General features: G+C 68.1%; 27 protein-coding genes. 13 read left to right on the forward strand and 14 right to left on the reverse strand.

The features are described 5' to 3' along the window. Nucleotides 1-8: 8 nt before the first annotated feature. Nucleotides 9-278 (forward strand): sulfurtransferase TusA family protein, encoded by a 270-nt coding sequence (locus Q0C57_RS07420; RefSeq protein ID WP_296574321.1) that lies wholly within the window; start codon nucleotides 9-11, stop codon nucleotides 276-278. Nucleotides 279-284: 6 nt separating this feature from the next. On the opposite strand, the gene Q0C57_RS07425 is transcribed toward Q0C57_RS07420, so the two are convergent. Next, nucleotides 285-572 (reverse strand): hypothetical protein, encoded by a 288-nt coding sequence (locus tag Q0C57_RS07425; RefSeq protein WP_296574324.1) that lies wholly within the window; start codon nucleotides 570-572, stop codon nucleotides 285-287. A gap of 163 nt (nucleotides 573-735) precedes the next feature. Between Q0C57_RS07425 and Q0C57_RS07430 the strand changes: the two genes are divergently transcribed. After that, nucleotides 736-1257, forward strand: a complete 522-nt coding sequence (locus Q0C57_RS07430; RefSeq protein ID WP_296574327.1) for a DUF2478 domain-containing protein — start codon at nucleotides 736-738, stop codon at nucleotides 1255-1257. Nucleotides 1258-1284: 27 nt separating this feature from the next. Here the strand turns inward: Q0C57_RS07430 and Q0C57_RS07435 are convergent, their stop codons facing one another. From Q0C57_RS07435 to Q0C57_RS07470, 8 genes are all read right to left on the reverse strand, one after another. Then, nucleotides 1285-2430, reverse strand: a complete 1146-nt coding sequence (locus Q0C57_RS07435; RefSeq protein ID WP_296574330.1) for a M20 family metallopeptidase — start codon at nucleotides 2428-2430, stop codon at nucleotides 1285-1287. A gap of 99 nt (nucleotides 2431-2529) precedes the next feature. Next, entirely contained in the window at nucleotides 2530-2718 is a 189-nt protein-coding gene (locus Q0C57_RS07440) for a hypothetical protein (protein ID WP_296574332.1), read from the reverse strand. Nucleotides 2719-2794: 76 nt separating this feature from the next. Next, nucleotides 2795-3019, reverse strand: coding sequence for a hypothetical protein (locus Q0C57_RS07445; protein ID WP_296574335.1), 225 nt, complete (start codon nucleotides 3017-3019; stop codon nucleotides 2795-2797). Next, nucleotides 3016-3276, reverse strand: coding sequence for a hypothetical protein (locus tag Q0C57_RS07450; protein ID WP_296574337.1), 261 nt, complete (start codon nucleotides 3274-3276; stop codon nucleotides 3016-3018). Before Q0C57_RS07450 ends, Q0C57_RS07445 begins: the two co-directional genes overlap by 4 nt. Nucleotides 3277-3344: 68 nt before the next feature. Continuing rightward, nucleotides 3345-4739 (reverse strand): FAD-linked oxidase C-terminal domain-containing protein, encoded by a 1395-nt coding sequence (locus tag Q0C57_RS07455; RefSeq protein ID WP_296574339.1) that lies wholly within the window; start codon nucleotides 4737-4739, stop codon nucleotides 3345-3347. Between the two features lie 96 nt (nucleotides 4740-4835). Next, complete coding sequence (locus Q0C57_RS07460) at nucleotides 4836-5669, reverse strand: metallophosphoesterase (protein WP_296574341.1); 834 nt, start codon at nucleotides 5667-5669, stop codon at nucleotides 4836-4838. 151 nt (nucleotides 5670-5820) lie between these two features. Beyond that, complete coding sequence (locus tag Q0C57_RS07465) at nucleotides 5821-6597, reverse strand: SDR family oxidoreductase (RefSeq protein WP_296574344.1); 777 nt, start codon at nucleotides 6595-6597, stop codon at nucleotides 5821-5823. A gap of 28 nt (nucleotides 6598-6625) precedes the next feature. After that, entirely contained in the window at nucleotides 6626-7327 is a 702-nt protein-coding gene (locus Q0C57_RS07470; RefSeq protein WP_296574347.1) for a GntR family transcriptional regulator, read from the reverse strand. A 215-nt stretch (nucleotides 7328-7542) separates the two neighbouring features. On the opposite strand from Q0C57_RS07470, the gene Q0C57_RS07475 reads away from it, so the two are divergent. The 6 genes from Q0C57_RS07475 (at nucleotide 7543) to Q0C57_RS07500 (ending at nucleotide 14959) form a co-directional block, all read left to right on the forward strand. Then, entirely contained in the window at nucleotides 7543-8796 is a 1254-nt protein-coding gene (locus Q0C57_RS07475; RefSeq protein WP_296574350.1) for an ABC transporter substrate-binding protein, read from the forward strand. A gap of 185 nt (nucleotides 8797-8981) precedes the next feature. Further along, on the forward strand, nucleotides 8982-9860 hold the full coding sequence (locus Q0C57_RS07480; RefSeq protein ID WP_296574353.1) for a branched-chain amino acid ABC transporter permease: 879 nt from the start codon (nucleotides 8982-8984) through the stop codon (nucleotides 9858-9860). A gap of 4 nt (nucleotides 9861-9864) precedes the next feature. Then, entirely contained in the window at nucleotides 9865-12387 is a 2523-nt protein-coding gene (locus tag Q0C57_RS07485) for a branched-chain amino acid ABC transporter ATP-binding protein/permease (protein WP_296574363.1), read from the forward strand. Between the two features lie 188 nt (nucleotides 12388-12575). After that, the gene (locus tag Q0C57_RS07490) at nucleotides 12576-13061 is read left to right on the forward strand and encodes a DUF559 domain-containing protein (protein ID WP_296574366.1); all 486 of its coding nucleotides are present in this window, start codon (nucleotides 12576-12578) and stop codon (nucleotides 13059-13061) included. A 1-nt stretch (nucleotide 13062) separates the two neighbouring features. Next, complete coding sequence (locus Q0C57_RS07495) at nucleotides 13063-13989, forward strand: 3-hydroxyacyl-CoA dehydrogenase (RefSeq protein ID WP_296574372.1); 927 nt, start codon at nucleotides 13063-13065, stop codon at nucleotides 13987-13989. 37 nt (nucleotides 13990-14026) lie between these two features. Next, nucleotides 14027-14959, forward strand: coding sequence for a 3-keto-5-aminohexanoate cleavage protein (locus tag Q0C57_RS07500; protein ID WP_296574375.1), 933 nt, complete (start codon nucleotides 14027-14029; stop codon nucleotides 14957-14959). 98 nt (nucleotides 14960-15057) lie between these two features. On the opposite strand, the gene hutX is transcribed toward Q0C57_RS07500, so the two are convergent. From hutX to Q0C57_RS07520, 4 genes are all read right to left on the reverse strand, one after another. Next, complete coding sequence (gene hutX / locus Q0C57_RS07505) at nucleotides 15058-15576, reverse strand: heme utilization cystosolic carrier protein HutX (protein WP_296574664.1); 519 nt, start codon at nucleotides 15574-15576, stop codon at nucleotides 15058-15060. Nucleotides 15577-15592: 16 nt separating this feature from the next. Next, a complete protein-coding gene (locus tag Q0C57_RS07510; protein WP_296574378.1) occupies nucleotides 15593-15940 on the reverse strand; it encodes an antibiotic biosynthesis monooxygenase in 348 nt (115 codons plus the stop codon). Nucleotides 15941-15981: 41 nt separating this feature from the next. Then, nucleotides 15982-17415: a TonB family protein gene (locus Q0C57_RS07515; protein ID WP_296574381.1), complete on the reverse strand. Its 1434-nt coding sequence runs from the start codon at nucleotides 17413-17415 to the stop codon at nucleotides 15982-15984. Nucleotides 17416-17548: 133 nt separating this feature from the next. Continuing rightward, on the reverse strand, nucleotides 17549-19801 hold the full coding sequence (locus Q0C57_RS07520; protein WP_296574383.1) for a TonB-dependent hemoglobin/transferrin/lactoferrin family receptor: 2253 nt from the start codon (nucleotides 19799-19801) through the stop codon (nucleotides 17549-17551). Between the two features lie 292 nt (nucleotides 19802-20093). Here Q0C57_RS07520 and Q0C57_RS07525 point away from each other — a divergent pair, with 292 nt between their 5' ends. Genes Q0C57_RS07525 through Q0C57_RS07540 form a run of 4 tightly spaced genes read left to right on the forward strand, consistent with a single transcriptional unit; the run spans nucleotide 20094 to nucleotide 23045 of the window. Further along, nucleotides 20094-20252: a hemin uptake protein HemP gene (locus tag Q0C57_RS07525; RefSeq protein WP_296574386.1), complete on the forward strand. Its 159-nt coding sequence runs from the start codon at nucleotides 20094-20096 to the stop codon at nucleotides 20250-20252. Beyond that, nucleotides 20249-21133 (forward strand): ABC transporter substrate-binding protein, encoded by an 885-nt coding sequence (locus Q0C57_RS07530; protein ID WP_296574389.1) that lies wholly within the window; start codon nucleotides 20249-20251, stop codon nucleotides 21131-21133. Before Q0C57_RS07525 ends, Q0C57_RS07530 begins: the two co-directional genes overlap by 4 nt. Nucleotides 21134-21189: 56 nt before the next feature. Next, entirely contained in the window at nucleotides 21190-22221 is a 1032-nt protein-coding gene (locus tag Q0C57_RS07535) for an iron ABC transporter permease (protein ID WP_296574667.1), read from the forward strand. Then, a complete protein-coding gene (locus Q0C57_RS07540) occupies nucleotides 22218-23045 on the forward strand; it encodes a heme ABC transporter ATP-binding protein (RefSeq protein WP_296574391.1) in 828 nt (275 codons plus the stop codon). Before Q0C57_RS07535 ends, Q0C57_RS07540 begins: the two co-directional genes overlap by 4 nt. Here the strand turns inward: Q0C57_RS07540 and Q0C57_RS07545 are convergent. Further along, nucleotides 23009-23446 (reverse strand): Rrf2 family transcriptional regulator, encoded by a 438-nt coding sequence (locus tag Q0C57_RS07545; protein ID WP_296574392.1) that lies wholly within the window; start codon nucleotides 23444-23446, stop codon nucleotides 23009-23011. The two genes, Q0C57_RS07540 and Q0C57_RS07545, sit on opposite strands and share 37 nt — an antisense overlap. Nucleotides 23447-23590: 144 nt before the next feature. Between Q0C57_RS07545 and Q0C57_RS07550 the strand changes: the two genes are divergently transcribed. After that, entirely contained in the window at nucleotides 23591-24706 is a 1116-nt protein-coding gene (locus Q0C57_RS07550; protein WP_296574395.1) for a DUF6600 domain-containing protein, read from the forward strand. Nucleotides 24707-24738 lie beyond the last annotated feature (32 nt).

A 24738-nucleotide genomic window follows, 5' to 3' on the forward strand; every position in this document is an offset into this window, starting at 1 on the left:
GGCGCGCCGTGACCAGCCCCGTCCAGGGCCTCACCGATCGGGGCGTCGCCCCGGCTGACGCGGTTCTGCTCGACCTCAAGGGGCTGAAATGCCCCCTGCCCGCCCTCAAGACGCGGAAAGCGCTCAGCCGGATCGCCTCCGGCGAGCGCCTTTCTGTCGTCTGTACCGACCCGATGGCCGGCATCGACATCCCCAATCTCCTCAGGGAGACCGGAGATGTGCTGGAGGATCAGCAGAAGGGTGACGGCACGCTGACCTTCCTCGTCCGCAAGGCGTGAGACGCGTCAGACGGCGCCCTGCAGGACGCGGTGCCGGTTGAACTGGCAGGTGAAGGGGCGGTTGCCGAACCGGCCGTGGGCGGCGAGGCCGCGGATCTCGTAACGTCCGCCGGCAGTGCGGACGACTTGGCGCTCAAGGACAACGGCGCGGCGGCTGAGGCCCATCATCTGGGCCGCGTCGGCACGACACCAGCCATGCATGTCCCGCCCGCGATGGCGGGCTTCGGCGCTGGTTGAGGTTGCGACGACCAGGACCATCGCGGCCATGAGTGCGACCACCGGAATCTTGAGCATGTCCATCCATCCCTGCCATGGAGCCGAAACCGGCCCGCCCTGAGTCGGCACCATCAAACCACGACTTGGCCCTCCTGCCGAGCCCCGGCGACCCGACCCATCGCGGACCTTTACCTGGCGGCGGTCAGGTCCCATCCTCGCAGTTTCAACCGAGATCAGTCGCATGAGCCTCATTGCCGCCGTCACCTACGGCCCCGACGACGATTGCGACGCCCTGCTCGCCGTGTTTGCCCATGAGCGCGAGGCGGCAGGCGTCAAGGTCGCCGGGCTCATCCAGATCAATGCGGGCGCCGGCTGCGCGGAGCTCGACATGGAGCTCGAGGCACTGGGGACCGGCCGGCGGATCAACATCTGCCAGGACCTCGGCCCGGGGAGCGCCAATGCCTGCCGGCTGGATCCGGCAGGGCTGGCGGAGGCAGCGGCCGCGCTGCGGCAGGCCCTGGAGCGGCCGGCCGATCTCGTTGTCGTCAACAAGTTCGGGCGGATGGAAGCGGAAGGTGGCGGCCTGATCGCCGAGATCGGCGCTGCGGTGGCAGCCGAGATGCCGCTGGTGATCGGTGTTCCCCTGCGCTTCCTGCCGGCATGGGACGCTTTCGCCGACGGCATGGACGTCAAGCTGCCCTGCACGCGCACAGCGCTCGACGGCTGGTGGTCAGGGCTCGCCCTGCCGGCAGCCGCCGAGTAAAGGCCGCCCCGGCCCGCCCCACGTTGCTCAACCGGCGACGAGGCCCGGCCTCAGGGTGTCGAACAGCCGCAGATAGAGCCGGGTGCGTGGCACCAGGCAGGACACGAGCAGATGCTCGTGGTGAGTATGGGGGCCGTCGCCGATCACCCCGAGGCCGTCGAGGGTCGGCACCCCGAGCGCGCCGGTGAAATTGCCGTCCGATCCGCCGCCGGCGACGCGCTCGCCGGCGAGCGCAAAACCGAGTTCGCCGGCGAGCGCGGCGGCATGGTCGTAGAGCGCCTGGATGGACGGCGTCTTGCGGTAAGGCGGGCGGAAGAGGCCGAGCGTGACGTCCAGCTTCACGTCGGGATCGTGCGGCGTCAGTGCCAGGAGCCTGGCACGCACCTCGGCCTCGGCCTCGGCCGTCGGCACCAGCACATAGACGCAGGCCTCGGCATGGATCGGCACCATGTTCTCGTGGGTGCCGCCCGCCATGGTCCCGACATTCAGCGTGATGGTGCGGCCATAGTCGGTCATCGCCTCGACGGCGAGGATCTGGCGGGCCATCTCGCGGATCGCGCTGCGGCCCTTGGCGTGATAGGCGCCGGCATGGGCGGGAATGCCGGTCGTCTTGAGGTGGTAGCGGGCGATGCCGTGGCGGGCGACGGTCAGCCGGCCGCCCTCCCCCGAGGGTTCGGCCACCAGCACGATGGCGTGGCGGCGCGCCTCGGCCTCGATGCGGGCGCGCGAGGACGGGCTGCCGGCCTCCTCGTCGGGAATGAACATGACCGTGACCGGCATGTGCGGCCGCCGACCGCCGGCATGGAGATGGGCAAGCGCCGCCATGGCGATCGCGTTGCCGCCCTTCATGTCGTAGATGCCGGGGCCATAGGCGCGGTCGCCGTCGATGCGCCAGGGCAGCTCCGCCGCCAGTGTGCCGACCGGGTGGACCGTGTCGATATGGCCGAGCAGCAGGATTCCGGGACCCTCGGTCTCGCCGGCGATGCGGCCGATCAGGATGTCGGCATAGCCCATCGTTCCGGGAATGCGCTCGATCCGCGCACCGGCGGCCCTCAGAAGGCCCTCGGCATGGTCCGCCATGCGGTTGACCGCCGCCACGTCCTGGGTCGGGCTTTCGATGGCCACCCAGCGGCGGACGGCCTCGAGAAGCGCTTCGGGGGTCAGGTCCTGCATGTCCGTCTCGTTCGCTGCGTCGCGTGGCGGGCGACAGTCAGCGGCGGAAGGCGGCAGCCTTGCAAGGCCGGCCGACCATGGGAGCCATGCAGGGGCCGGTCAGGCCGCCTTGATCTCGTATTCGCGCACGGCGCGCTCGTAGGACTCCGAGCGGCTCTTGATCCGATAGGCCGGATCGGCGGAATCGGAGGGTAGCAGGCGGATCACCTCGAAGGGGCCTTCCGGCATCTTGATGAAGGAGCGGCCGAGCGTGACGACGTCGCCGACCTTGAACCTGTGCTGGGCCATGTTCTGTTCACCTGTTGTCTTGGAGGTGGCACGCAAGGCCGATGGGCCGGTGCCGGGATGACCATGCGGGGACCGGCTAGCGATCCCTGTCGGCAGTTGCGATGCGCTCGGCGATGACCTTGGTCGTCTCCGAGGAATGGACGGTGGTGCCCCCCTCCATGACGATCAGGGACGTGCCGGTGGGCGATGTCTGGATGGCGATGACCCGGTCGGGGCGGATGAAATTGACGCCGCCCATGCTGCGCACCTCGACGAGAGCCGCGACGCCGGCGGGCGCGGGCGCGATCTGGGGATGGGTCATGAGGCTTGCCGAAGCGCCTTTCGCTCAAGGGGATAGGCGGTATCGTCGTAGAGCGTGCGGATCGCAGCGCCCGAGACGTCGTCGTTTTCGGTGCGGATGTTGATGCCGTTGAGATCGGCACCCAGTTCCTCGACCGCGAACTGAACCGCCAGCGCGAGGCTGTCGAAGCGCTTGTATTTGAGCGGGACGCGGGAGCGGAATGACTTTCGCTTGTTGGCGAAGAGCTCCGCTGCAGCGGTGAAATCGGTCTGAGACATAGGACACGGTAGCACTTTGCCGCAGCCGAGTCCGATTTATTCCGCGCGGTTTTCCGCGCAGCAGCCGATCAGGCCGGCAGCACCTTGCCAGGATTGAAGATGCCCTTGGGGTCGAGGGCGTTCTTGATCAGGCGCATGACGTCGAGTGCCTCGCCGTGTTCCTCGCGCATGAACTTCATCTTGCCGATGCCGACGCCGTGCTCGCCGGTGCAGGTGCCGCCGAGCGCGATGGCATGTTTGACCATCCGGTCGTTGATCTCGTTGGCCTTGGCCCATTCGGCCGGATCGTCCGGGTCGATCTGCATGCCGAGATGGAAATTGCCGTCGCCGACATGGCCGACGAGGGTGGTGCCGAAGCTCTGCTGCGAGGTCTCCTTGCGCACCTCGCGGATGACCTCGGCCAGCGCCGAGATCGGCACGCAGACGTCGGTGCCCCAGCCCTTGGCACCCGGACGTAGGGCCCGGATGGCCCAGTGGATGTCGTGGCGGGCCTGCCAGAGCTTTGCCCGTTCATCGGCATCGGTGGACCAGCGCCAGTTGCTGGCGCCCTCCCCCTTGGCGAGGTCCTCGACGATGGACGCCTGTTCCTCGACGCCCGACTGGCTGCCGGCGAATTCGAAGAAGAGGGTCGGCGTCACCGGCAGGGTGAGCTTGGAATAGGCGTTGACGGCCTCGATGGCTCGGTCGTCCAGCAATTCGACCCGGGAGATGGGGATGCCCATCTGGATCGTCTGGATCACCGTGTCGACCGCGGCATCGACGCTGGGGAACGAACAGGTCGCCGCGGCCATGACCTCGGGAATGCCATAGAGCCGGACGGTGACCTCGGTGATGATGCCGAGCGTGCCCTCCTGACCGACGAAGAGACCGGTCAGGTCGTAACCGGCTGACGACTTCTTCGCCCGCGAACGGGTGCGGATGATGCGTCCGTCGGAAAGGACCACGGTGAGGTTGACGACGTTCTCGCGCATCGTGCCGTAGCGCACTGCATTGGTGCCGGAGGCCCGCGTCGCGGCCATGCCGCCGATGGTAGCGTCGGCGCCGGGATCGACGGGGAAGAACAGGCCGGTGTCGCGCAGATGGGCATTGAGCTGCTTGCGCGTCACGCCGGCTTGCACCGTCGCATCAAGGTCTTCGGCGCGGACGCTGAGGATCTGATTCATGCCGGTGAGGTCGAGGGACACCCCGCCCTTGACCGGGATCAGGGCGCCCTCCAGCGACGATCCCGCGCCATAGGCGACGATCGGCGTGTCGTGGGCGGCGCAGAGCCGGACGATGGCCGCGACCTCTTCCGTCGTCACTGCGCGGCACACCGCATCGGGAAGGCGGGCGGCATGGCGCGACTCGTCGCGGCCGTGCTGGGCGCGGTCCGACTCGGAGGTCGAGACGCGGCTGCCGAGGAGCGCGCGCAGGCCGTCCAGCAGGACGGGGTCGATCGCAGAGGCCGCGAGGGGAGCGTTCATGGGTCTCAACCGGGTTGGGCGGGACGCGGGGGCCGTCATCAAGAGCATCAAGCCGCGCCGATGCCAACCGGCTTAACGCAGGGGGCGGTTGCGAAATCAGGAGAGTGTCCGGCGCTCCAGGCGCCAGGAGAGGTCCGGTGCCACATGGATCAGGCTGAAGCCGGCGGCATCGTCGCCATGCTTGCCGGCCGCCGAGGCCGACGGCGCACCGGCGAGCGTGATCGTGCCCGTCGCCCCTGTCCAGACCGTGTCGCAGGCGCGGTGGAGGTGGCCATGCAACACCAGGGGGCAGCCGTGGCGGGCGAGCAGCGCCATGAGCGCCGCGCCGTCGCGCAGCCGCTTCAGCCGCGACAGTCCCGGTGCGTGGGGCGGATGATGGACCGCGAGAACCGGCAGGTGGGCCCTGCGGTCGAGGCCGGCGAGCAGGGCGTCGAGGCGGGCGAGCTGGGCGGCACCGAGTTCGCCCTCGGCCGAGAAGAGCCAGGTCGGGGTGCCGGAGCAGAGCGTGACGATCGCGGCGCGACCCGCCAGCGCCAGACGCGGGAAACAGGCGCGCAGATCACCCTCGCCTGTCGGTGCCGCCAGCCAGGCGGGAAGGACCGCCCGAAGCCTCGCCTCGGCGCGTCGCGTGTAGACATCGTGGTTGCCCGGGGCCCAGGAGACATGCTCGGGATCGCCGAGTTCGCCGAGGACGGCACCGGCGGCGGCAAATTCCGACGGCAGGCCAAGTTCGATGAGATCGCCGGTCAGCGCCACGTGATCGGGCCGCGCAGCGCGCAATGCGGCGATCACCCGCGCGGCGATGGCGCCGTCATGGGCACCGGGCTTGCGCGCCCAGTTGATCCAGCCGAGCGCGGGCTTCAGGCCCTCGCCGAGGGGAAAGGGCACTGGCGTCAGGTGCAGGTCCGAGACATGGGCGATGACGGTCACGCCCGCTGACCTCGCATGGATGGGCGGCGATTCCAAGGGCGGGAGATCGCCACCGCCATGTCGCCAAGGCCAGCGCTTTCCGTCGTGCCGGCGTTTGGCCTGGCCACAACGAGAGGTACGCGACAACGGCTGGAGCGCCGCCGCCTCCCCGTCAGGTCAACATCTGCATGTCACCGCAGATGGAGAGCGCCTGGCCGGAGATGGTTTTGCCCTTCGGCGAGCACAGGAAGAGCATCTGGTCGGCGAGCTGGCGCGCGGTAACGAAGGTCTTCAGCGAGGTATAGGACGAGGCCTGCTGCTCGATCTCGCGGAAGGAGACGCCACGCGACTGGGCCTTGGCCTCCAGCACCCGCCGGATTCGGTCGCCCTCGACCAGGCCGGGCAGGATGGCGTTGACGCGGATGCCGAACTCGCCGAGCTCAATGGCCAGCGACTTGGTGAAGCCGACGACGCCCCATTTCGCCGCCGCATAGGGCGTGCGCAGGGCGAAACCGAAGCGGCCGGCGACGGATGCCAGGTTGATGATCGAGGCGTTGGTGCTCGCCTTCAGATGCGGCACGGCGAGGCGGGCGCAGTTGAACTGGCTGGTGAGGCAGACCTCGATGCAGCGGTCCCAGTCTTCCGGATTGATCTCCTCGACGCGCCCCGTGGGGCCGGCGATGCCGGCATTGTTGACGAGGACGTCGAGCCCGCCGAGCCGGTCGATGGTTGTGGCGAAGAGGTCGGCGACCTGGCTGCGGTCGGCCACGTCGCAGAAGGAGGAGGAGATCGCCGGATCGGTGCGCGCGAGCTCGGCAATGGCCTCGCGGTCGACATCGCAGACATGGACCCGCGCGCCCTCCTCCACGAAGGCGCGTGCCACCTCGCGGCCGATGCCGCCCGCGCCCGCCGTGACGAGGACGCGCAGGCCCTTGATGCCGAGATCCATCGAACCGTCTCCCTGATGTCTTTGGTGTCTAGGCCGCGGCGAGACCGCCCCGGGCGATGATGAAGTCGGCGGCGCCACGGATATCCGCGGCGATGGCGGCGCGGGCGGCGGGCCCGTCGCCGGCGCGGATCGCCGCCAGGGCATCGGCATGGAAGCGCACGGCGCCCCCGGTGGCGAGCCGGTCGGGATTGGCGCCGAGGTCGAGATTGAGAACGGGACCGGCCTTCAGCCAGAGGGCGCCGATGATCTCGGCGAGGGTTGGCAGGCCGGTGGCCTCGTAAATGGCGAAGTGAAGGTCCTTGTTGAGCCGGACGGCTTCGGCCAGATCGGGACGGACCAGCAGGCTGAGGGCGCGGAACGCGGATTCCAGCGTCGCGATCCGCGCGATATCGTCTGCGGACGCTGCCGTGGCCGCCCTTTGGGCTGCGAACCCTTCGATCTCGATGCGCACCGTCGTGAGTTCGCGGAACTGGCTGACCGTCATGATCGGCACCCGCACGGCCCGGTTCGGTGCGACCTCGAGGGCGCGATCGGCGACGAGCCGGCTGACGGCCTCGCGTACCGGCATCATGCTGACACCCATGACCTCGGCCGTGCCGCGCAGGGACAGCTTGTCGCCGGGAGCCAGACGCCCGGCCATGAGCAGTTCACGCAGGTGACCATAGACACGGTCGCCGAGCGTCTCCCGCTCGAGCGGTCTGATGGTGGTGAGGGCTATTGCGACGCTCATGGCGCGTCACTCATGACAAGCGTTCCGTTCAAACCCGACCGCGTTCCCTGCGATCGCGCTCCAGTGTCGCGAAGGGGGCTGGACAAATCCAGTCATATGAGAAACCATAACTGTGATCACAGATCACGGCAACCCGTCGGCTGCCGTCAGCGAGGGGCGGTCAACGCCTCCGCTTGGGTGAATAGGGCCTGGAACCACTGCCAAGGAGACGTCCGATGCCGCTCGACAAGAGCCTGTCACGCCGCACCCTCATCAAGGCCTCCGCGGGCGCCGCCGCGCTCGGGACGCTGGGTGCCCCCGCCATCAGCTATGCGCAGGCCGACGCGATCAAGATCGGCCATATCACGCCACGCACCGGCTTCCTCGGCCCGCTGGGCGAATTTGCCGCACAGGCCGCCCAGCTCGCGGCGGAGGAAATCAATGCCGCCGGCGGCATCATGGGCCGCAGGCTTGAGCTCATCCTCGACGACAGCCCGAATCCGCAGCAGGCCTCCGCCAAGGCGGAGCGCCTTGTCCAGCGCGACAAGATCGTCGCCCTGCTTGGCGAGATCTCGTCGGCCTCGGCGCTGGCCATCGCCCAGGTCGTCCAGCGCGAGAAGGTGCTGTTCATCAACACCGGCGCCAATTCGGACGCGCTGCGCGGCTCGGACTGCCAGCGCTTCATGTTCCACATCGAGGCGCAGAACTCGATGTATGTGAAGGCGGTGGGCCGGTCGCTCATCCGTGACGGTCTGGTCTCCGGCAAGAAATGGTACTCGCTGACGGCCGACTACGCCTTCGGCCACGACCTCCTCAACGTCGCCAAGCGCTACATGGCGGCCAATGGCGGCAACCATGCCGGCGACGACCTGATCCCGACCGATCTGGCCGACTTCTCGCCGTTCCTGCTGAAGATCCGCCAGGCGCGCCCCGACGTCGTCTGCCTCAACCTTGCCGGCACGCAGATCACCAACTTCCTCAAGCAATATGCCGAATTCGGCCTGACTTTCCCGGTCGCGGGCTTCGGCTTCGACACCGCGCTGGCCTGGGGCGCCGGCCGGGGGAATTTCGGCGGCACCTGGCCGGTGGTCTGGCACCATCTCATCGACACGCCCGGTTCCAAAGCCTTCGTCGCCGGTTTCCAGAAGAAGTGGAACCGCATGCCGGAGAACCAGGCCTGGGGCGACTATTGCTCGATGAAGATCGTGGCCCAGGCCATTGCCGAGACCAAGTCGACCGATGGCATGAAGATCGTCGAACATTTCGAGAAGGGGGCCAAGTTCGACCTCCTGAAGACCCGCGAAGGCTATTTCCGGGCCAAGGACCATCAGATGATGATGGAAATGTACGCGATCACCGCCCTGCCGGCGGCGCAGATCAAGAACCAGTACGACATCTTCACCTCGTCGCCGCCGGTTCCGGCCGCCAACGAGAGCCTCGAGGTGATCGCGGCGACCGACGACGAGAACAAGTGCACGTTCCGCGCGTGAGACGCTCCGGAAGACCGGAGCGTCCACCGCGCTCCGGTCGCCCTGCCCTCTGACATGTGCCCTGCGGGGTGCAGTCTGACGTCTGGCGGACCCGAAAGGCGTCCGCTGTCGCTCTCGCCATGCCCCGCAGGACGCCCTCTCGCCATGCCGGCCACCCATGCCATCCCGCAATCCGGACGGATCCCGTGCCTGACCTGATCCCGCTGCTCTCGCAGATCCTGAACGGCCTGCTTGCCGGGTCCTATTACCTGATGATCGCGCTCGGGCTGTCGATGATCTTCTCGCTCGGCGGGATCGTGAACCTTGCCCACGGCGCCTTCTATGCGATCGGCGCCTATCTTGCCGTGACGCTCGCCGAACGCATCGGTTTCGGCGGTGCGCTGGTCGCCTCGCCGCTGATCGTGGCGCTGATCGGCATGGTGGTGGAACGCTTCCTGCTGCGGCGATTCTACAATGCCGATCCGATCCTCGGCCTTCTCCTCACCTTCGGCCTCGCGATGGTGACGGAACAGACGCTGCGCATTCTCTATGGCGCGGCGCCCATCCCCTTCTCGATCCCGCAAGAGCTGCGCGGTCAGGTGTTCCTCGGCGACTTCGTCTATTCGCGCTACCGGCTGATCACCCTGGGGATCACCGCGCTGGCCGTCCTCGGCCTGTGGATCCTCCTGACCAAAACCGCCTTCGGCAAGGTGGTGCGCGCCGGCGTGCAGAACCCGGACATGGTCGGCGCGCTGGGTATCTCGCTGAAGCCCTACATGACGGCGGTGGTGATGATCGGCGTCGGCCTCGCCGCCCTTGCCGGCGTGCTCATCGCACCCATCGCCGGCGTCCATCCGGCCATGGGCCAGGAGATCATCACCTTCGCCTTCGTCGTCGTGGTGATCGGCGGCCTCGGCTCCTTCTGGGGGGTGGTGGCCGCGGCCGCCATCGTCGGCATGACCCGCGGCGTCGCCGCGCATTTCTACCCCGCCGCCACGGAAGCCTCGGTCTATCTGCTGATGGTGCTCGTGCTGCTCACCCGCCCCCGCGGCCTCTTCGGCGAACGCATCCAGAAATTCGAGTGATCCGATGACCCCGACCTTCCGCACCCTTCTGGCGGCCATCGCGGCGCTCGTCGTTCTGCCCGTCTTCATGCTGTCGATCGGCCTGACGCTGACCTCGGCGACCGACGTCGTGATCTTCGCCATCGCAGCCCTGGCGCTGAACATCCTGGTCGGCCATACCGGCCTCGTCTCCTTCGGCCACGGCGCCTTCTTCGGCATCGGCGCCTATGCGGCCGTGCTGGCGCAGCGCCATTTCTTTCCCGGACAGATCCTGCTGCCTGCCGGCTTTTCCATTCTGTTCGTCGGCGTGGTCTCCACCCTTCTCGGGCTGCTGATCCTCCGCCGTCGCGGGGTCTATTTCTCGCTGCTCACCCTCGCCATGACGGCGGTCGCCTATACCGTCTCCTTCCGCTGGACCGAACTCACCGGCGGCGAGAACGGCCTCGGCGGCGTTGTCCGGCCGGATTGGGGCATCGCCGATCTCAACAATCCCTGGGCCTTCTACATCCTCGTCGCGGTCATTGGCTTTGCCGTGGTCTTCCTGCTGCAGCGGTTCCACCGCTCCCCGGTCGGCAGCGTCTTGGTGGCGGTGCGCGAGAACGAGGTGCGCGCCCGCTTCGTCGGCTACGATACCGACCGCTACAAGCTGATCGCCTTCACCATTTCGGCGACGCTGACCGGCTTTGCCGGCGTCCTCTCGGCCTTCCACCATCGCTTCACCTCCGCCGACACGATCGCCATCCAGTTCTCGGGCGAGTTGCTGGCGATGGTGGTGATCGGCGGCATGCGCAGCTTCATGGGGCCGGCGCTGGGCGCGCTGTTCTTCATGCTGTTCCGCGAATATCTCTCGCTCTTCACCTCGAGCTGGCTCCTGTTCTTCGGCCTGCTCTTCGTCGGCTTCATCGTCTTCTCGCCCACCGGCCTGATCGGCGTCGCCGAGCGCGTGCTCGCCCCCTTCCGCAAACGCATCGAGACCGATGCCGCCATGGCGGCGCGGCGCGTCGAGGCGGTGGGCCCCGTGCCGCCCCAGTTCGTGCGCGAAGGCCGGCAGGGCGACGGCGCGGTCATGGTGGTCGACGACATTGCCAAGAGCTTCGGCGGCATCAAGGCGGTGCGCGGCATCAGCTTCGCGGTAAGGGACCGCACGCTGCATGCGATGATCGGACCCAATGGCGCCGGCAAGACGACAGCCTTCAACCTCCTGTCGGGCATGTTCCCGCCCGACCGCGGCACGGTGAAGCTGGATGGCCGCGAGGTCGGCGGCCTCTCACCCCAGGCGATCACCCAGGCCGGGGTCGGCCGCTCGTTCCAGATCACCAACCTCTTTCCCGGTCTCACCATCCACGAGAACGTCCGGCTCGCGGTCCAGGCACGCCATGCCGGCCGGTTCGGTGTCTGGGCGGAGGCCGGTGCCCTGCCCGGCCTCGCCGCAGATACCGATACGCTCATCCGCTATCTCGGCCTCGGCGGCATCGAACAGGCGGAGGCGGGCGCGCTCTCCTATGGCGGCCAACGCCTCGTCGACATGGCCCTGGCGCTGGCGACGCGGCCGCGCATCCTCCTGCTCGACGAACCGCTGGCGGGCCTCGCCGCGGCCGAACGCAAGCGCGTCGGCGACATTATCAAGACCATTTCGGGCGACATCCCGGTGCTGCTGGTCGAGCATGACATCGACCGCGTCTTCCAGATCGCCGACCACGTGACGGTGATGAATGACGGCGACGTGCTGGTGGACGGCACGGTCGAGGAGGCCCGGTCGTCGGAACGCGTCCAGGCGGTCTATCTCGGCTCGGGCGCCCATGCGGTGGCGGCGAAGGAACGCGCCTCGGCGGCGACGCCTGAGACGCTGCTCACCCTGGACAGGGTCAACACCTTCTACGGCAAGAGCCACATCCTCAACGATGTCTCCTTCGATGTGAAAACGGGTGAGATCATCGCCCTGCTCGGCCGCAACGGGGCCGGCAAGTCGACGGTGCTGAAGACCATCACCGGCATCGCGCCGCCGGCGACCGGCACTGTGGCGCTGGCCGGCGACGTGCTGTCCGGCCTGCCTGCCGACAAGGTTGCGCGACTCGGGGTCGGCTATGTGCCGCAGGGACGCGGTCTCTTCGCCGGGCTGTCGGTGAAGGACAACCTGATGCTCGGCCGGCTGCGACGTCGGACCGGGGCCGGACGCCACTGGGACGAGGACCGGGTCCTCGCCTTCTTCCCGCGGCTGAAGGAGCGCTGGTCGACCTCGGCCGATTTCCTCTCGGGCGGCGAACAGCAGATGGTGGCTGTCGCCCGGGCCCTGGTGGGCGACACGCGGCTTCTGCTGCTCGACGAGCCCTTCGAGGGGCTGTCGCCGGCGATCACCGAGGAACTCTTCGAGGCCTTTGACAAGTTGCGGCACGAGGTGTCGATCATCATCGTCGACCATCACCTCGATCTGGCACTGGCGATCTCCGACCGCACGGTGGCGCTGGAACGCGGCGCGGTCACCTGGCACGGCGCATCGAAGGAGTTGCGCGAGGATCAGGAGCTGCGGCGCAAGGTGCTGTGGCTGTGAGGCGCAGCGGTAAGCTTCGGGCCGGAGCGTTCATGCCTCCCACCCCTGCCCCCTCCCCTCCGCAAGCGGGGGGAGGGGAAAGGCCCCCTCTCTCGGCCGCGGCAGCAGACTTGCTCTCCGTCCCAAGCAGTGGCTCCATTCCCCTCCCCCCGCTTGCGGAAGGGAGGGGTCAGGGGTGGGGGGCCGCGATGGACAGACGCCGCGATCGCCGCATTCCCATCGCCCGCCGGCTGAGGCGGGAAGCGACCTTTCAGGATCGGCTGATCTGGAATACCATCCGGCAGTTGGACATTCCCGGCTTCCATCCGCGGCGGCAGGCGCCGATCGGACCGTACATCGTGGATTTCGCATGCCACGGACTGAAGTTGGTCATCGAGATCGACGTGGATCACCATGGATATGGCGCGCAGGCGCGGAAGGATCAGAGGCGTGACGCCGATCTCGCCGCACACGGCTATGCGGTGGTGCGGGTCACCAACCAGCACATTGCCGAAAGCCTCGACGGCGCGGTCGAGACCATCCTGGCTGCCTGCCTGAGGCGTGCCGCTTCCTTACCCCCCACCCCTGCCCCCTCCCCTCCGCAAGCGGGAGGAGGGGAAAGCGCCACATCCGCCGACGCTCCCGGGAATCCATGCGCTTGGCGCCCGATGACAAACACGACACGAGGTTCCTGACATGCCCACCATCGCCATCGTCGGATCGGGCCTGATCGGCCGCGCCTGGGCTACGGTCTTCTGCAGCCACGGCTGGACAACCGCGCTTTATGACCCGGTACCCGGCGTTGCCGAAGCCGCGAAAGCGCATATCGCCAAGAACCTGAAGGAACTGGCGGACCTGGATCTGGTGAAGGACGCGAAAGGCTCCGCTGGCAATCTCGTCGCCTGCGCCACTCTCGCCGACGCCCTCAAAGGCTGTGCCTTCGTGCAGGAGAACGGACCGGAAAAGGTCGAGGACAAGATCGCCATCCACAAGGCGATCGACGCACTCGCCCCGCCCTCCGCGATCGTCGTCTCCTCGACCTCCTTCATGTTCTCCTCGCTCTGGGCCAAGGACCTGAAGCACCGCTCCCGCGTGCTCGTCGCCCATCCGGTGAACCCCCCTCATCTCGTGCCCATCGTCGAGCTCTGCCCGGCGCCGTGGACCGATCCAAAGGTGGTCGAGAAGGCCCGTTCCATCTACGAGAAGGTCGGCCAGGTGCCGATCACCGTGAAAAAGGAGATCGACGGCTTCGTGCTCAACCGCCTTCAGGCGGTGCTGATGGCGGAAGCCTTCGATCTCGTCGGCTCGGGCGTGGTGTCTCCGGAAGACCTCGACAAGACGATCCGGGACGGGCTCGGCTTGCGCTGGAGCTTCATGGGACCCTTCGAGACCATCGAACTGAACGCCCCCGGCGGCATTCCCGACTACAACCAGCGCTACGGGCCAAGCCTCACCCGCCTCACCGGCCGCAAGGTCTTCACCCAGGCGAACGAGACCGCGATCATGGCGGAATGGCCGGGCGAGCAGTCGCCCGAACGCATAGCCCGCCTGTCGAAATGGCGCGACGGCCGATTGGCGGCCTTGAAGGCGCACAAGCGCGGCGCGAAGAAGAAACCGATCTGATCCTCATTTCTCCCGCAGTCCGACGAAGGAGCCCACCATGGCGAAGTCGAAGAAAGTCATCATCACCTGCGCCATCACCGGCTCCATCCACACCCCGTCCATGTCGGAGCATCTGCCGATCACGGCCCAGGAGATCGCCGACAACGCAATTGCGGCGGCGGAAGCGGGCGCCGCCATCGTCCACCTGCACGCGCGCGACCCCAAGGACGGGCGCCCCGACCAGTCGATCGAGGCTTATGCCCCATTCCTGAAGGTCATCAAGCAAAGCTCGAACGTCGCCATCAACATCACCAGCGGCGGGTCGCAGACCATGACCGTCGAGGAGCGCGTCAAGCCGGCGGCCCATTACGCGCCGGAGGTGGCGAGCCTCAACATGGGGACGATGAATTTCGGCCTCTACCCCATGCTCGACCGCTTCAAGGAGTTCAAATACGACTGGGAGAAGCCCTATCTCGAGGGCTCCCGCGCCGGCATGTTCAAGAACACCCTGGCCGATATCGAGTATATCCTCACCACCTGCGCCAATAACGGCACGCGTTTCGAGGTCGAGTGCTACGATATCGGCCACCTCTACACGCTCAGGCATTTCGCCGACCGCGGCGTGATCAAACCCCCGTTCTTCATCCAATCGGTCTTCGGCATCCTCGGCGGCATCGGCGGGCACTACGAGGACGTGGTGATGATGAAGCGCACGGCCGACCGGCTCTTCGGCGACGAGTACCAGTGGTCGGTGCTGGGCGCCGGACGCAACCAGATGCCGATCGCCGCGATGTCGCTCGCCATGGGCGGCAACGTGCGCGTCGGCCTCGAGGACTCGCTGTGGATCGGCCCCGGCAAGCTGGCGAAGAACAATGCCGAGCAGGTGACCAAGGTGCGCCAGATCATCGAGGGCATGGGCCTGGAGATCGCCACGCCCGACGATGCCCGCGAGATCCTCGACCTGAAGGGCGGCGACAAGGTCAATTTCTGAGCGCAGGCTGCCGGGTTCCGGCTTCATCATCGGCGAAGACCAAAGGCAAAGGGCGCAGCCGAGGCCGCGCCCTTCTTCATCCGCTCGGTTCACCGTCTTCAGGCGTATGTCGCCCTGAGCGCCTCGAACTTCACGATCTGGTCGGGCAGCAGGGCCCGCTCCCTGTCGCGGCGGACGAAGATCTTGAACATGGCCTCGCCGGCGGCGTTGTAGAACTGGATCGACAGCGAACGGCGGCCGTGGAAGACGCGGTCGACGAAACAGATCTCGCTGCAGTTCGACGCCTTGATGTGACCGCCGATCGGGCTGTCTCCATGGACATTGAACCAGCCGTGGCCGGCCGAACCCGCCACCAGAGGGCCATGGCACTCCAGCACGATGTCCGGCGTGTTGACGATGAACAGGACCTCGCCCCAGCCGGTGACGTCAGTCCAGATCGCCTCGAAGGCCGCCGCGGGCGCGGCAATGCTCTCGCCGGGGGGGAGCATGGCCAGCACCTGGCGGGGCGAGAGGCCGTGCTCGCGCGCGACATTCTCGATGACGCCGTCCGGCTTGGCGGCCAGTGCGGCCCGCGCGGCCGCCAGACGGTCCTCGGGCGCGGTCAGTTCCGCAGACATTTGCACTGCCATGGCATCACTCGGCAGCGAGGGAGGGCTTGCCACGGTTATCGTCGACCAGCACAGCCTCGAAGCCCTCGAACTCGGGATGGCCGAGGGAGGTGGGTTTTGCATCGGCCATGCCGGCACGGGCATGCGACTTGCGGAACTGCTCGGACTTGGTCCAGGCCTCGAAATCGGCCTTGCTCTGCCACACGGTATGCGAGGCGTAGAGCGTGTGGTCGTCGCGGACCGGGCCCTTGAGCAGGGCGAACTCGACGAAGCCCTTGAGCTCGTTGAGATAGGACTGGCGGGTCCGCCAGATGGTCTCGAAATCGGCCTCGGCGCCCTTGATGACCTTGAAACGGTTCATGGCGATATACATGGCAGGTCTTCCTTCTGGCTCGTCCCGCGGACTGGCTGGCATCAATACAGACTGTAGTTTATTCCCGCCGTGAAGCTGGCGGAACCTCCGGCCGGATTCGGCGGGAAGGGCTGGGCGCGACGCACCATGGTGAGCGTCGCCTGATCGAGAATGGCCGCCCCCGACGAGGAGGCGATCGACACGGAGGCCACCGTTCCATTGCCCGTGAGCGTGAAGGCGACGCCGGTACGGCCGCGGATTCCGCGCTCGCGCGCCTGTTCCGGATAGACCCTGTAGCGGGCGAGATGGGCGAGGACGCGCTGGCGCCAGGCGGCGACGGCGGCGACATTGGACGCCCCGGATGGCCCCGTCGCGTTCGACTGCTGACGGTTGCGCTGGCCGATCCCCTGGCCGCGCTCCGCGAGGCTGGCGCGGGACTCGGCCTGCGGGGCGGCGCGGGCCGGGTGTTCCGGTTGCGCGTTTGCGGCAACCTGGCGCGTCGGGCGGCGGCGCTCCTGCGTCGTCGGCGCCTCGCGGCGGGTCGGTGGCGGGCGGGTCGCCTCGCGGCGAACCGGTGGCGCAGGGGGCGTCTCGCTCTGCTGGACGGCAGGCGGCGGCGGGGGAGACTGCGGGGCTGTCTCCGGGACGACCGGCGGCGGCTCGGCCGGCCGCGGTTCGACCGTGGCCTGAACCTCGGCAGGCTCCGGCGTGTCGATCATCTGTGCGGCTTCGGGCAGCGTCGAGGGCTGCGGCGGCGCGTCCTGGGGCGCGGGCGGGGGCGGAAGCGCGGCCGCCACCGGAGGCTGCTCGAGAGCAGGTGCTGCAGGCGCCATGGGTGGAGGCGCCGGCGCCTCTGTCACGGGCTCGGCCTGGGCCTCCGCCAGGACCGGGCCGGCAGGCCGGTCGTCAATCGGCAGGAGCTCGGGCATGGGCGGCAGCGGCAGCTGGTCGAGAATGCGCTCGGCCGTGGTCAGCGGATCTGGCTGGGCGACGGGCGGCTCCTCGGAGGCCGTCTCGACGGGATCGCTTGCGGATGGCGCGGGCGGCGGCTCGACGGGCGGGGCCTCGACCTGCTGCGCTGCCTGACTGTCGGTCGTGGAGTCTCCCGACTCGTGCCGGCCGCTCGCCGCATCCTGCTGCGCGGCAGCGCCGGTGTCGGAGGCGACGACGAGTTCCACCGGGATGCCCTCCTCGCCGGCCGAGATCGGCAGCGGCGCGGCCCAACTCAACCAGACGATCGCCGCGGCGGCGCCGACATGCATCACAAGGGAGGCGATGACCGACAGCAAGATGCGCCCGGCGGCGGCAGACGTGCGCGCCGGGGCAGCGGGAGCGTCGGCTGCATGGGCGATCTGCGGGATGTCGGCCTGGCCCGTGACCGGTGGCGCCAGCTGGATCTCGGGCACCTCGGCACGCGGGTCCGACTGGCTCGCCACCATCACGGCCGGAGCGGCATCGCCGTCATCGGCCGCGGTTGGCGGGATGGCCAGCATCATGACGTCTCTGACAGGCCCCGCCCGTCCCAAGGCCGGAGGCGTTTCGACAGCGCTTCGGCTCCGGGAGCGGCTGGCATGGGCCCTTGCCTGTTCCGGTGTCCTGCGCGCGGTCGAAGGGAACGCCATGCTGACCTCAGAACCTGGCGGACAGGCTCGCCGACACCGAACGACCGGGAGCCCGGAAGAGCTCAAGATTGGGATTGGTGGATGCGAGGCCGCGAACGTCGATGGCGTTGAAATACCGGGCGTTGAAGATGTTGAAGATCCCGGCCCGCAGCGTCACGTTCGGTGAGATCTGGTAGGCGCCGATCAGATCGAAAACCGCATAGGCGCCCGGCTTCAGGGCGGGCTGGGGCGCGCCACCTGTGGTCGGGATCGGATCGATGACCTCGGTCTTCGCAGCCACGAACTTGGCGCGGCCCTCGATCATCCAGTTCTGCGGACTGGCATAGCGCAGGCTCGCTGTCGCGGTGAAGGGATCGACCGATTCGATCGGCTGGTTCAGGGTGAGGTTGCGACCGTTGGCATAGGCCAGCGCACCCGTCAGCGTCCATTCCGGCGTCATCCGCCACTCGCCGCGCGCCTCAAATCCAAAGATGCGGGCCGAAGGGATATTCTGGAACTGGAACTGCGAGATCGGCAAGCCCGGCACGCCGCTCGGACGCGTTCCGATGGTCACCTGGTCGATGAAGTCGCGGTAATGGTTGTAGAAGGCCGTCAGCTGGAAGCTGGACCCATCAGCGAAGCGCCCCCTCAAGCCACCCTCAAAACTGTCGCTCGTCTCCGGGCGCAGATTGAAGTTGGGAAGAACCTCGTAAAACGAGACGAGATTGGTGAAGGCGAAGTTCGCGTTGTCATAGGGCGGGGCGCGGAAACCCCGGGCATATTGGGCGAAGACGCGCAGGTTCTCGTTCAGGTCATAGGTCGCGCCAAGCTTCGGGGAGACGGAGAAGGCTGACTTGCTGCCGATGGCGAAGCCGCCGGAATTGGAGTTGAAGAAGGCCGCGTCGGGATGCGGCGTCAGATGATAGAAATCGAGTCGGAGCGCCGGAATGAGGCGGAACGCACCGAAGCGGATCGTGTCCTGCACAAAGGCGGCCGCCTGGATCGTCGACGAATCGGGGAAGTTCTTGTTGGGGAAGACTTCGCCGGCCACGACCGGGACGGTGACGTTGGTCACGAGATTGGTCTCGGTCGCCGTGCGCGGCCGGGACGTCTTCGTGAAATCGACGTTCACGCCATAGACAAAGCGGTGCTCCCAGCCACCGTAGTCACGCAAGGCCGAAAACTGGATGTCGGTGCCAAAGATCTGCTGGCGAAAATCGTAATCGGCAATGCGCCGACGGTTGGCGGGCGCCGGATCGGGAGCCGCCGGCGTGCGCCGGAGCTGCTGGCGATGCTCCTGACGATCGAAATCGGTCGCATAGAGCAGAACCTTGACCTCGTCGGCCAGGGCCCAGGACAGTTGCTGCGTCCAGTCCAGGCTGACCCGGAAACGGCGGTTGATGTCGTGGGCGATCGACGAGGCGATGAGGTTGGCGTTCGGCGTCGGGGGGCCGCCTCCCGGTGACCTGCCGACGCGGTCGGACAGGAGGTTGATGCCCGCGGTGCGGTTGAAGGATTCGACCGTCAGACGCCAGCGGCCGGAATCGGGCGTCTCGTAGATCAGCTTCGCAAGAAAGTTGTTGACCTGGAAGTTCTGCGGATTGGCCCGGCGGGTGGCGGAGTTGATCTGCGTCTCGGAGCCGTCGCGGCGGGTATACTGGAACAGCGCTTCCCAGGGACCGCGCCGCGCTGCGCCCGTATATGTCTGGGAGAACGAGCGGTCGACGCTGTTGTAGGAGAGGTTCGTCCCTGCGTACCAGTCGCGGCCCACTTCGCGGAGGTAGTCGCCGGGATCCTTGGTGACGAAGGCGACGACCCCACCGATCGCATCTGACCCGTAGAGGGCCGAAGCCGGCCCCCGGATGATCTCGATGCGCTTGAGGCTGTCGAAGTCGACGAGGTCGCGGGTGTAGAGGCCTGGAGTGAGGTTGGTACCCGGATATTCCGGAATGCGGACTCCATCGATCTCCATGCGCACGCGGTTTTCGCCGATGCCGCGAATGTTGAAGCCGCCGGTGCCGGCCCTCAGCGGCGAATTGCCCACCGCAAGCCCCGGCTCGTTGCGGACGAGATCACGGGGGCCCTGGATCAGGTTCTCCTGGATCTGCCGCTCGTTGATGACCGTCACCGTGCCGGGCGAGTTGAACACGGTGGAGGGCGTGCGTTCGGCGGAGACGGTGATCTCGTCCTGGGCGGAGGGCGTGCGACCATCGGCCGGCCGCGCCTCGCTCTGCGCAAGACCGGGGCTGGTGGTGAGGACCAGAAGGGAAACCGACGCCATGAGCGCCTGACGAGCGTGACGGAGGAACATGTTCGAGACCGCGAGCCTGAAGAGGTTTCATGAGGCTGGCTGGCTCGACGCAAGGGGCGTCCGGCTGGCTGGCATGGGCGCCGTCCGGTCATGCCCGACGCGACGCTGTTGACGATTGCTAATTATGCTGACTATCAATGTCAACAATCAGAGACAGAGAAGCACTTTTTAATGTTTCCAGAGAGATCTGATCGATTGTTATCATTCTAAACTGGGCCATCCGATGATCCCCTCCCCCTCCAGCTATCCTCCCGACGATCGCATGGACCTGCTCACAGCGACCGGCAGCAGCGTCGCGACGGTTCCTGTGGTCGAGGTCGGAGCCATCCTCGGGACGGGGCGCGAGGCGGTCATCCTCCACAAGGGGGAGCGCTACCGGCTTCGCGTCACCGCCAACGACAAACTGATCCTGACCAAATGACCCGGCCCGTCCTTTTCGCCGCCCGGGGGCCGTCGCGCCGGACGCTCCTCACCGCCGCGGTCGGCCTCATGGTCGGCGCCCGCCCGGGATCGTCCGCCGAGCGCCGTATCGTTGCCGCAGGCGGTGTGATCACCGAGATTCTCTATGCGCTCGGCCGCCAAGACCTGCTGGTCGGCGTCGATACCACGAGCCTTCATCCTGCCGAGGCCATGCGCGAAAAGGCCAATGTCGGCTATGTCCGGGCACTCTCCGCCGAGGGCGTGCTGTCGCTGCGCCCGACCGACCTCCTTGCCGTCGAAGGCGCCGGCCCGCCCGACACAATCAAACTCATCGCCGAAGCGGGGGTGAACGTCGTCCGGATTTCGGAGGACACGTCCGAGGCCGGCGTCGCCGCCCGCATCCGCACCATCGGCCGCATCGCCGATGCCACGGACCGGGCCGAGGCGCTGGCGGCCCGGGTCGAGGCCGGCTTTGCCGCACTCAAACAGCAGCGCGACGCCCTCGCCGCGCGCAAGCGGGTGCTTTTCGTGCTGTCGCTGCAGAATGGCCGCGTCATGGTCGGCGGTGCCCGCAGCAGCGCGGATGCGATCATCCGCCTCGCCGGTGCGGTCAATGCCGCCGAGACGGTGGAGGGCTACAAGCCGCTCACCGATGAGGGACTGATCGCCGCGGCGCCCGACGTGGTGCTGATGATGAAGCATAACGCCCATGCGGCATCCCCCGAGCAGGTCTTCAGCCAGGCGGCGCTGTCGGCGACCCCGGCCGCCCGAACCCGGTCCCTGGTCGCCATGGACGGGCTTTATCTGCTCGGCTTCGGCCCGCGCACGCCGGAAGCGGCGCGCGACCTGATGGCAGCGGTCTACGCAGGCGCGCGGCCGTGACGATCGCCGCCGAAGCGCCTTCCGTCGCGGGACTCTTCGCCTCGCGGCGGCGGCGGCTGGCCATCGGTGTCGGCGTCTTTGTCGCCCTCCTCGTGCTGCTGGCTGTGCTGTCTCTCGGCAGCGGCGCGGTGAAGATCGCACCCGGGCAGGTCGTGCGGGTGATGACGGCCTGGGCCACCGGCGACAGCGATGGGCTCGCCGGGCGCGATGCCCTGATCATCCTGTCGATCCGGGTGCCGCGGCTCGTCCTGGCCTGCCTCATCGGCGCGGCCCTGGCCGTCTCCGGCGCGCTGATGCAGGGCCTGTTCCGCAATCCGCTCGCCGATCCCGGCCTTGTCGGCGTGTCGTCAGGGGCCGCGCTTGCAGCGGGTTTCACCATCGTGCTCGGCGACCACCTTTTTGGCACGGTCGCCGCGCAGCTGCCCTTCGTGCTGCTGCCGTTCGGCGCCTTCCTTGGCGGCCTGGCCGCGACCCTGATCCTCTATGCCGTTGCCACCCGCCACGGGCGGACCTCGGTGGCGATCATGCTGCTGGCGGGCGTCGCCCTCGGTGCCTTCGCCGGGGCGCTGACCGGTCTTCTCGCCTTCGTCAGCGACGATCGCCAGTTGCGCGACCTGACCTTCTGGTCGCTCGGCTCGCTGTCCGGAGCGAGTTGGACAAAGGTAGCGACGGTGACGCCGCTGATCCTGCCGATCCTCCTCGCCGTGCCCTTCCTGGCGCGGGGTCTCAACGCGCTGCTGCTCGGCGAGGCCGAGGCCTATCACCTCGGCATCCCAGTGCAGGCGGTGAAGCGCGCCGCGATCCTGATGGTGGCGGTCGCGGTCGGCGCCGGCGTCGCGGCAGCCGGGGTCATCGGCTTCGTCGGCATCGTCGTGCCGCATCTCATCCGGCTGCTCTTCGGCCCGGATCACCGGGTGCTGCTGCCTCTGTCCGCCCTGCTCGGCGCCATCCTCCTGACCGGAGCCGATCTCCTGGCGCGGACGATGGTCGCCCCGGCGGAACTGCCGATCGGCATCCTCACGGCGGCAATCGGCGCGCCCTTCTTCCTGTGGCTGCTGCTGCGCCGCGACCGGACGCTCGATGCATGAACACCCTGCTTGAGGCCGACCGCATCGGTGTCGCCTATGGCCGGCACAAACCCGTAGACGCGATATCGCTGAGCGTCGCGGCCGGCGAGATCCTGGTCGTGGTCGGCCCGAACGGCGCCGGCAAGACCACGCTGATGAAGCTGCTGACCGGCGAACTGGCGCCATCGGCCGGAACCATCCGGCTGGAAGGCGTCCCCCTTGCCACGATTCCCGCCTGGAAGCTCGCCTCGCAGCGCGCGGTGATGGCGCAGGCGAGCCGACTCGCCTTTCCCTTCACGGTGGCCGAAGTGGTGCGGATCGGCATCGACAGCGTCGGGCGCGCCCTGGCAAGGCCGTTGCGCGAGCGAATCATCGCCGACGCGCTGGATGCCGCCGACATCGCCCACCTGGCAGCCCGCAGCTACCAGACACTTTCGGGCGGCGAGCAGCAGCGGGTCCAGTTCGCCCGTACCTTCGCGCAACTTCAGGCGGGCCGGCAGACCAGCACGCGGCAGGTCCTCTTCCTCGACGAGCCGGTGGCCAATCTCGACCTTTCCCACCAGATCGCGCTGATGGAGAGCGCCACGGGCCTTGCGCGCGCGGGCGTTGCAGTCATCGCCGTCCTGCATGACCTGAACCTCGCGGCGACCTTCGCCGACCGGATCCTGGTGATGAGCGGCGGCCGGCTGCATGCGCTCGGCGCGCCGGGGGCGGTGATCACGCGGGCGGCGGTGCGCGAGGTGTTCGGCGTGGACCTCTGCCGCGAGGCGGACGGCACTGGCGGTCTGCCGGTGGTCCTGCCGCAGCACTATGCCGGGATGCGGCTCGCCCGCGGCGCTGCCTGACCATCCTTGCGGGCGATGGCGCGGGGCTCGATATCGGCGAGCGTCGTCTCTTCCAGCGGCTGGAAGAAGCCGCGATGGGCGCGGAACATCAGCGTCGATACGGGGTCACGCGTCTGATCGGCGTCGAGGAAATTGACCGGGCAGTCCGCCGGCTCGAAGGCGCGGACGATCTCGGCCACCTTCATCTCGTCGGCGGCCCGCACCAGCCTGAGACCGCCGTAGCGGCCGCGCTCGGCCTCCAGCAGTCCGGCGCGCGACAGGGCATGGGCCGTCTTCTGGACATTGAGGAAGGTGATGCCGGTGATGGCCGCCAGTTCGGCCGCCTTGACCGCATGGGGCCAGCGGGCCGACAGCTCTGCCATCAGCCTGATTGCGTCGACGGTTCGCTGGTTCAGCCACATGCAGCGTGTGTAGCCGAAGATCTTGTCCGATCAAAGGCCTGACCGGGATCACCAAGGCCACCCTTCTCACCGCCATGCGTGAACCTTTCCCCCGCGCCGAACGACGGATGGGGAGCGCACCCGGCGCCCGCGAGGAAAGCTGTCATGTCCCGGACATTCCATTCACGCATTGCATCCGTCGTCTCGACGCTCGCGCTGGCCATGAGCCTGTCGATCGGCCAGGCCCTTGCCACCGCCCCCGGCACGGGGTCGCCTCCGCCACCGCCCGAGGAGGGCAGCCCGGGTGCCGCCATCCAGCAGCGGATGCCAAGCCCGATGGATGCCTTCCGCGCCACTCTGCAGCAGTTCGGCGACTTCCACGCCCACCCGCTCTATGGCGAGGTGTGGAAACCGTCCGAGCGGATCGCCATGCCGGGCTGGTCGCCCTATCCGCGCTGCCACTGGCAGTTCGACCGCGAGCAACGGACCTGGGTGTTCAACGATCCGACGCCCTGGGGCGCCATCGTCCACCGTCACGGCCGCTGGGCCAATGATCCCCAGCATGGTTGGATCTGGGCGGCCGACGCCAATTTCGGCCCCGGCTGGGTGGTCTGGCGCGCCGAGCCGCATCAGGTGAGCTGGGCGCCGATGCTGCCCGAGCAGCATGGCAACCAGCCGCCACGTGACGGCTGGCAGACACAGGACCAGGCCGCATTCAACCAGGGCTGCCGCACCGCCGCCCCGCCGGCGCCCGTGGCACGCTATGCCCCGCCCCGCATGGCGCCCTCGGGTCCGGTCCTCGCCCATGGCGGCCCGGAGATCATCCCCGTCGGCCCCGCCTTCATTCCCGGCGGCGGGATCGTCATCATCGACCGTTGCCGTCGCCATCCCTGGGCCTTCGGCTGCCGTCCCGGTCATGTCGGACTGCCGCCGTCATGCGCGACAGGCATCCGCCCGTCCTGGTGCAGCCCGCGATGCGCAACCCGGCCGTTTGCACCCGGATGCCGCCGTCCCGGTCCCTTCGCCGGCAGTGTCCAGCTTCCCGCCGGTGCAACGTCCGGCCCGCTCGGCAGCATCTGCGCCCGTAACCCCGGCCATCCGGCCTGCCGCCAGGTGCGCCTGCTGCGACCCGCGCCTTTCGTCGCCCGCCCGGGCCCGCGCCCGGGTCCCGTCGTCGGCCGGCCCGGCCCGCGCCCGGGTCCGTTCATGGGCCGTCCGGGACCCCGTCCGGGCTTTGCGATGGGTGGGCGCGGTCACGGCGGCCGGTTCGCACGCCGCTAGCGCCCGCGCCCTTCACCGCTGGCGAAGGCCCC

This window comes from Phreatobacter sp., assembly GCF_022843985.1.
GTDB lineage: Bacteria > Pseudomonadota > Alphaproteobacteria > Rhizobiales > Phreatobacteraceae > Phreatobacter.

What these genes read in the sequence shown, in the direction of transcription:
- Q0C57_RS07425 (WP_296574324.1), bottom strand. Translation starts at nt 572, where the DNA reads ATGCTCAAGATTCCGGTGGTCGCACTCATGGCCGCGATGGTCCTGGTC.
- Q0C57_RS07430 (WP_296574327.1), top strand. Translation starts at nt 736, where the DNA reads ATGAGCCTCATTGCCGCCGTCACCTACGGCCCCGACGACGATTGCGAC.
- Q0C57_RS07435 (WP_296574330.1), bottom strand. Translation starts at nt 2,430, where the DNA reads ATGCAGGACCTGACCCCCGAAGCGCTTCTCGAGGCCGTCCGCCGCTGG.
- Q0C57_RS07440 (WP_296574332.1), bottom strand. Translation starts at nt 2,718, where the DNA reads ATGGCCCAGCACAGGTTCAAGGTCGGCGACGTCGTCACGCTCGGCCGC.
- Q0C57_RS07445 (WP_296574335.1), bottom strand. Translation starts at nt 3,019, where the DNA reads ATGACCCATCCCCAGATCGCGCCCGCGCCCGCCGGCGTCGCGGCTCTC.
- Q0C57_RS07450 (WP_296574337.1), bottom strand. Translation starts at nt 3,276, where the DNA reads ATGTCTCAGACCGATTTCACCGCTGCAGCGGAGCTCTTCGCCAACAAG.
- Q0C57_RS07455 (WP_296574339.1), bottom strand. Translation starts at nt 4,739, where the DNA reads ATGAACGCTCCCCTCGCGGCCTCTGCGATCGACCCCGTCCTGCTGGAC.
- Q0C57_RS07465 (WP_296574344.1), bottom strand. Translation starts at nt 6,597, where the DNA reads ATGGATCTCGGCATCAAGGGCCTGCGCGTCCTCGTCACGGCGGGCGCG.
- Q0C57_RS07470 (WP_296574347.1), bottom strand. Translation starts at nt 7,327, where the DNA reads ATGAGCGTCGCAATAGCCCTCACCACCATCAGACCGCTCGAGCGGGAG.
- Q0C57_RS07475 (WP_296574350.1), top strand. Translation starts at nt 7,543, where the DNA reads ATGCCGCTCGACAAGAGCCTGTCACGCCGCACCCTCATCAAGGCCTCC.
- Q0C57_RS07485 (WP_296574363.1), top strand. Translation starts at nt 9,865, where the DNA reads ATGACCCCGACCTTCCGCACCCTTCTGGCGGCCATCGCGGCGCTCGTC.
- Q0C57_RS07490 (WP_296574366.1), top strand. Translation starts at nt 12,576, where the DNA reads ATGGACAGACGCCGCGATCGCCGCATTCCCATCGCCCGCCGGCTGAGG.
- Q0C57_RS07495 (WP_296574372.1), top strand. Translation starts at nt 13,063, where the DNA reads ATGCCCACCATCGCCATCGTCGGATCGGGCCTGATCGGCCGCGCCTGG.
- Q0C57_RS07500 (WP_296574375.1), top strand. Translation starts at nt 14,027, where the DNA reads ATGGCGAAGTCGAAGAAAGTCATCATCACCTGCGCCATCACCGGCTCC.
- hutX (WP_296574664.1), bottom strand. Translation starts at nt 15,576, where the DNA reads ATGTCTGCGGAACTGACCGCGCCCGAGGACCGTCTGGCGGCCGCGCGG.
- Q0C57_RS07510 (WP_296574378.1), bottom strand. Translation starts at nt 15,940, where the DNA reads ATGTATATCGCCATGAACCGTTTCAAGGTCATCAAGGGCGCCGAGGCC.
- Q0C57_RS07515 (WP_296574381.1), bottom strand. Translation starts at nt 17,415, where the DNA reads ATGATGCTGGCCATCCCGCCAACCGCGGCCGATGACGGCGATGCCGCT.
- Q0C57_RS07520 (WP_296574383.1), bottom strand. Translation starts at nt 19,801, where the DNA reads ATGGCGTCGGTTTCCCTTCTGGTCCTCACCACCAGCCCCGGTCTTGCG.
- Q0C57_RS07525 (WP_296574386.1), top strand. Translation starts at nt 20,094, where the DNA reads ATGGACCTGCTCACAGCGACCGGCAGCAGCGTCGCGACGGTTCCTGTG.
- Q0C57_RS07530 (WP_296574389.1), top strand. Translation starts at nt 20,249, where the DNA reads ATGACCCGGCCCGTCCTTTTCGCCGCCCGGGGGCCGTCGCGCCGGACG.
- Q0C57_RS07540 (WP_296574391.1), top strand. Translation starts at nt 22,218, where the DNA reads ATGAACACCCTGCTTGAGGCCGACCGCATCGGTGTCGCCTATGGCCGG.
- Q0C57_RS07545 (WP_296574392.1), bottom strand. Translation starts at nt 23,446, where the DNA reads ATGTGGCTGAACCAGCGAACCGTCGACGCAATCAGGCTGATGGCAGAG.
- Q0C57_RS07550 (WP_296574395.1), top strand. Translation starts at nt 23,591, where the DNA reads ATGTCCCGGACATTCCATTCACGCATTGCATCCGTCGTCTCGACGCTC.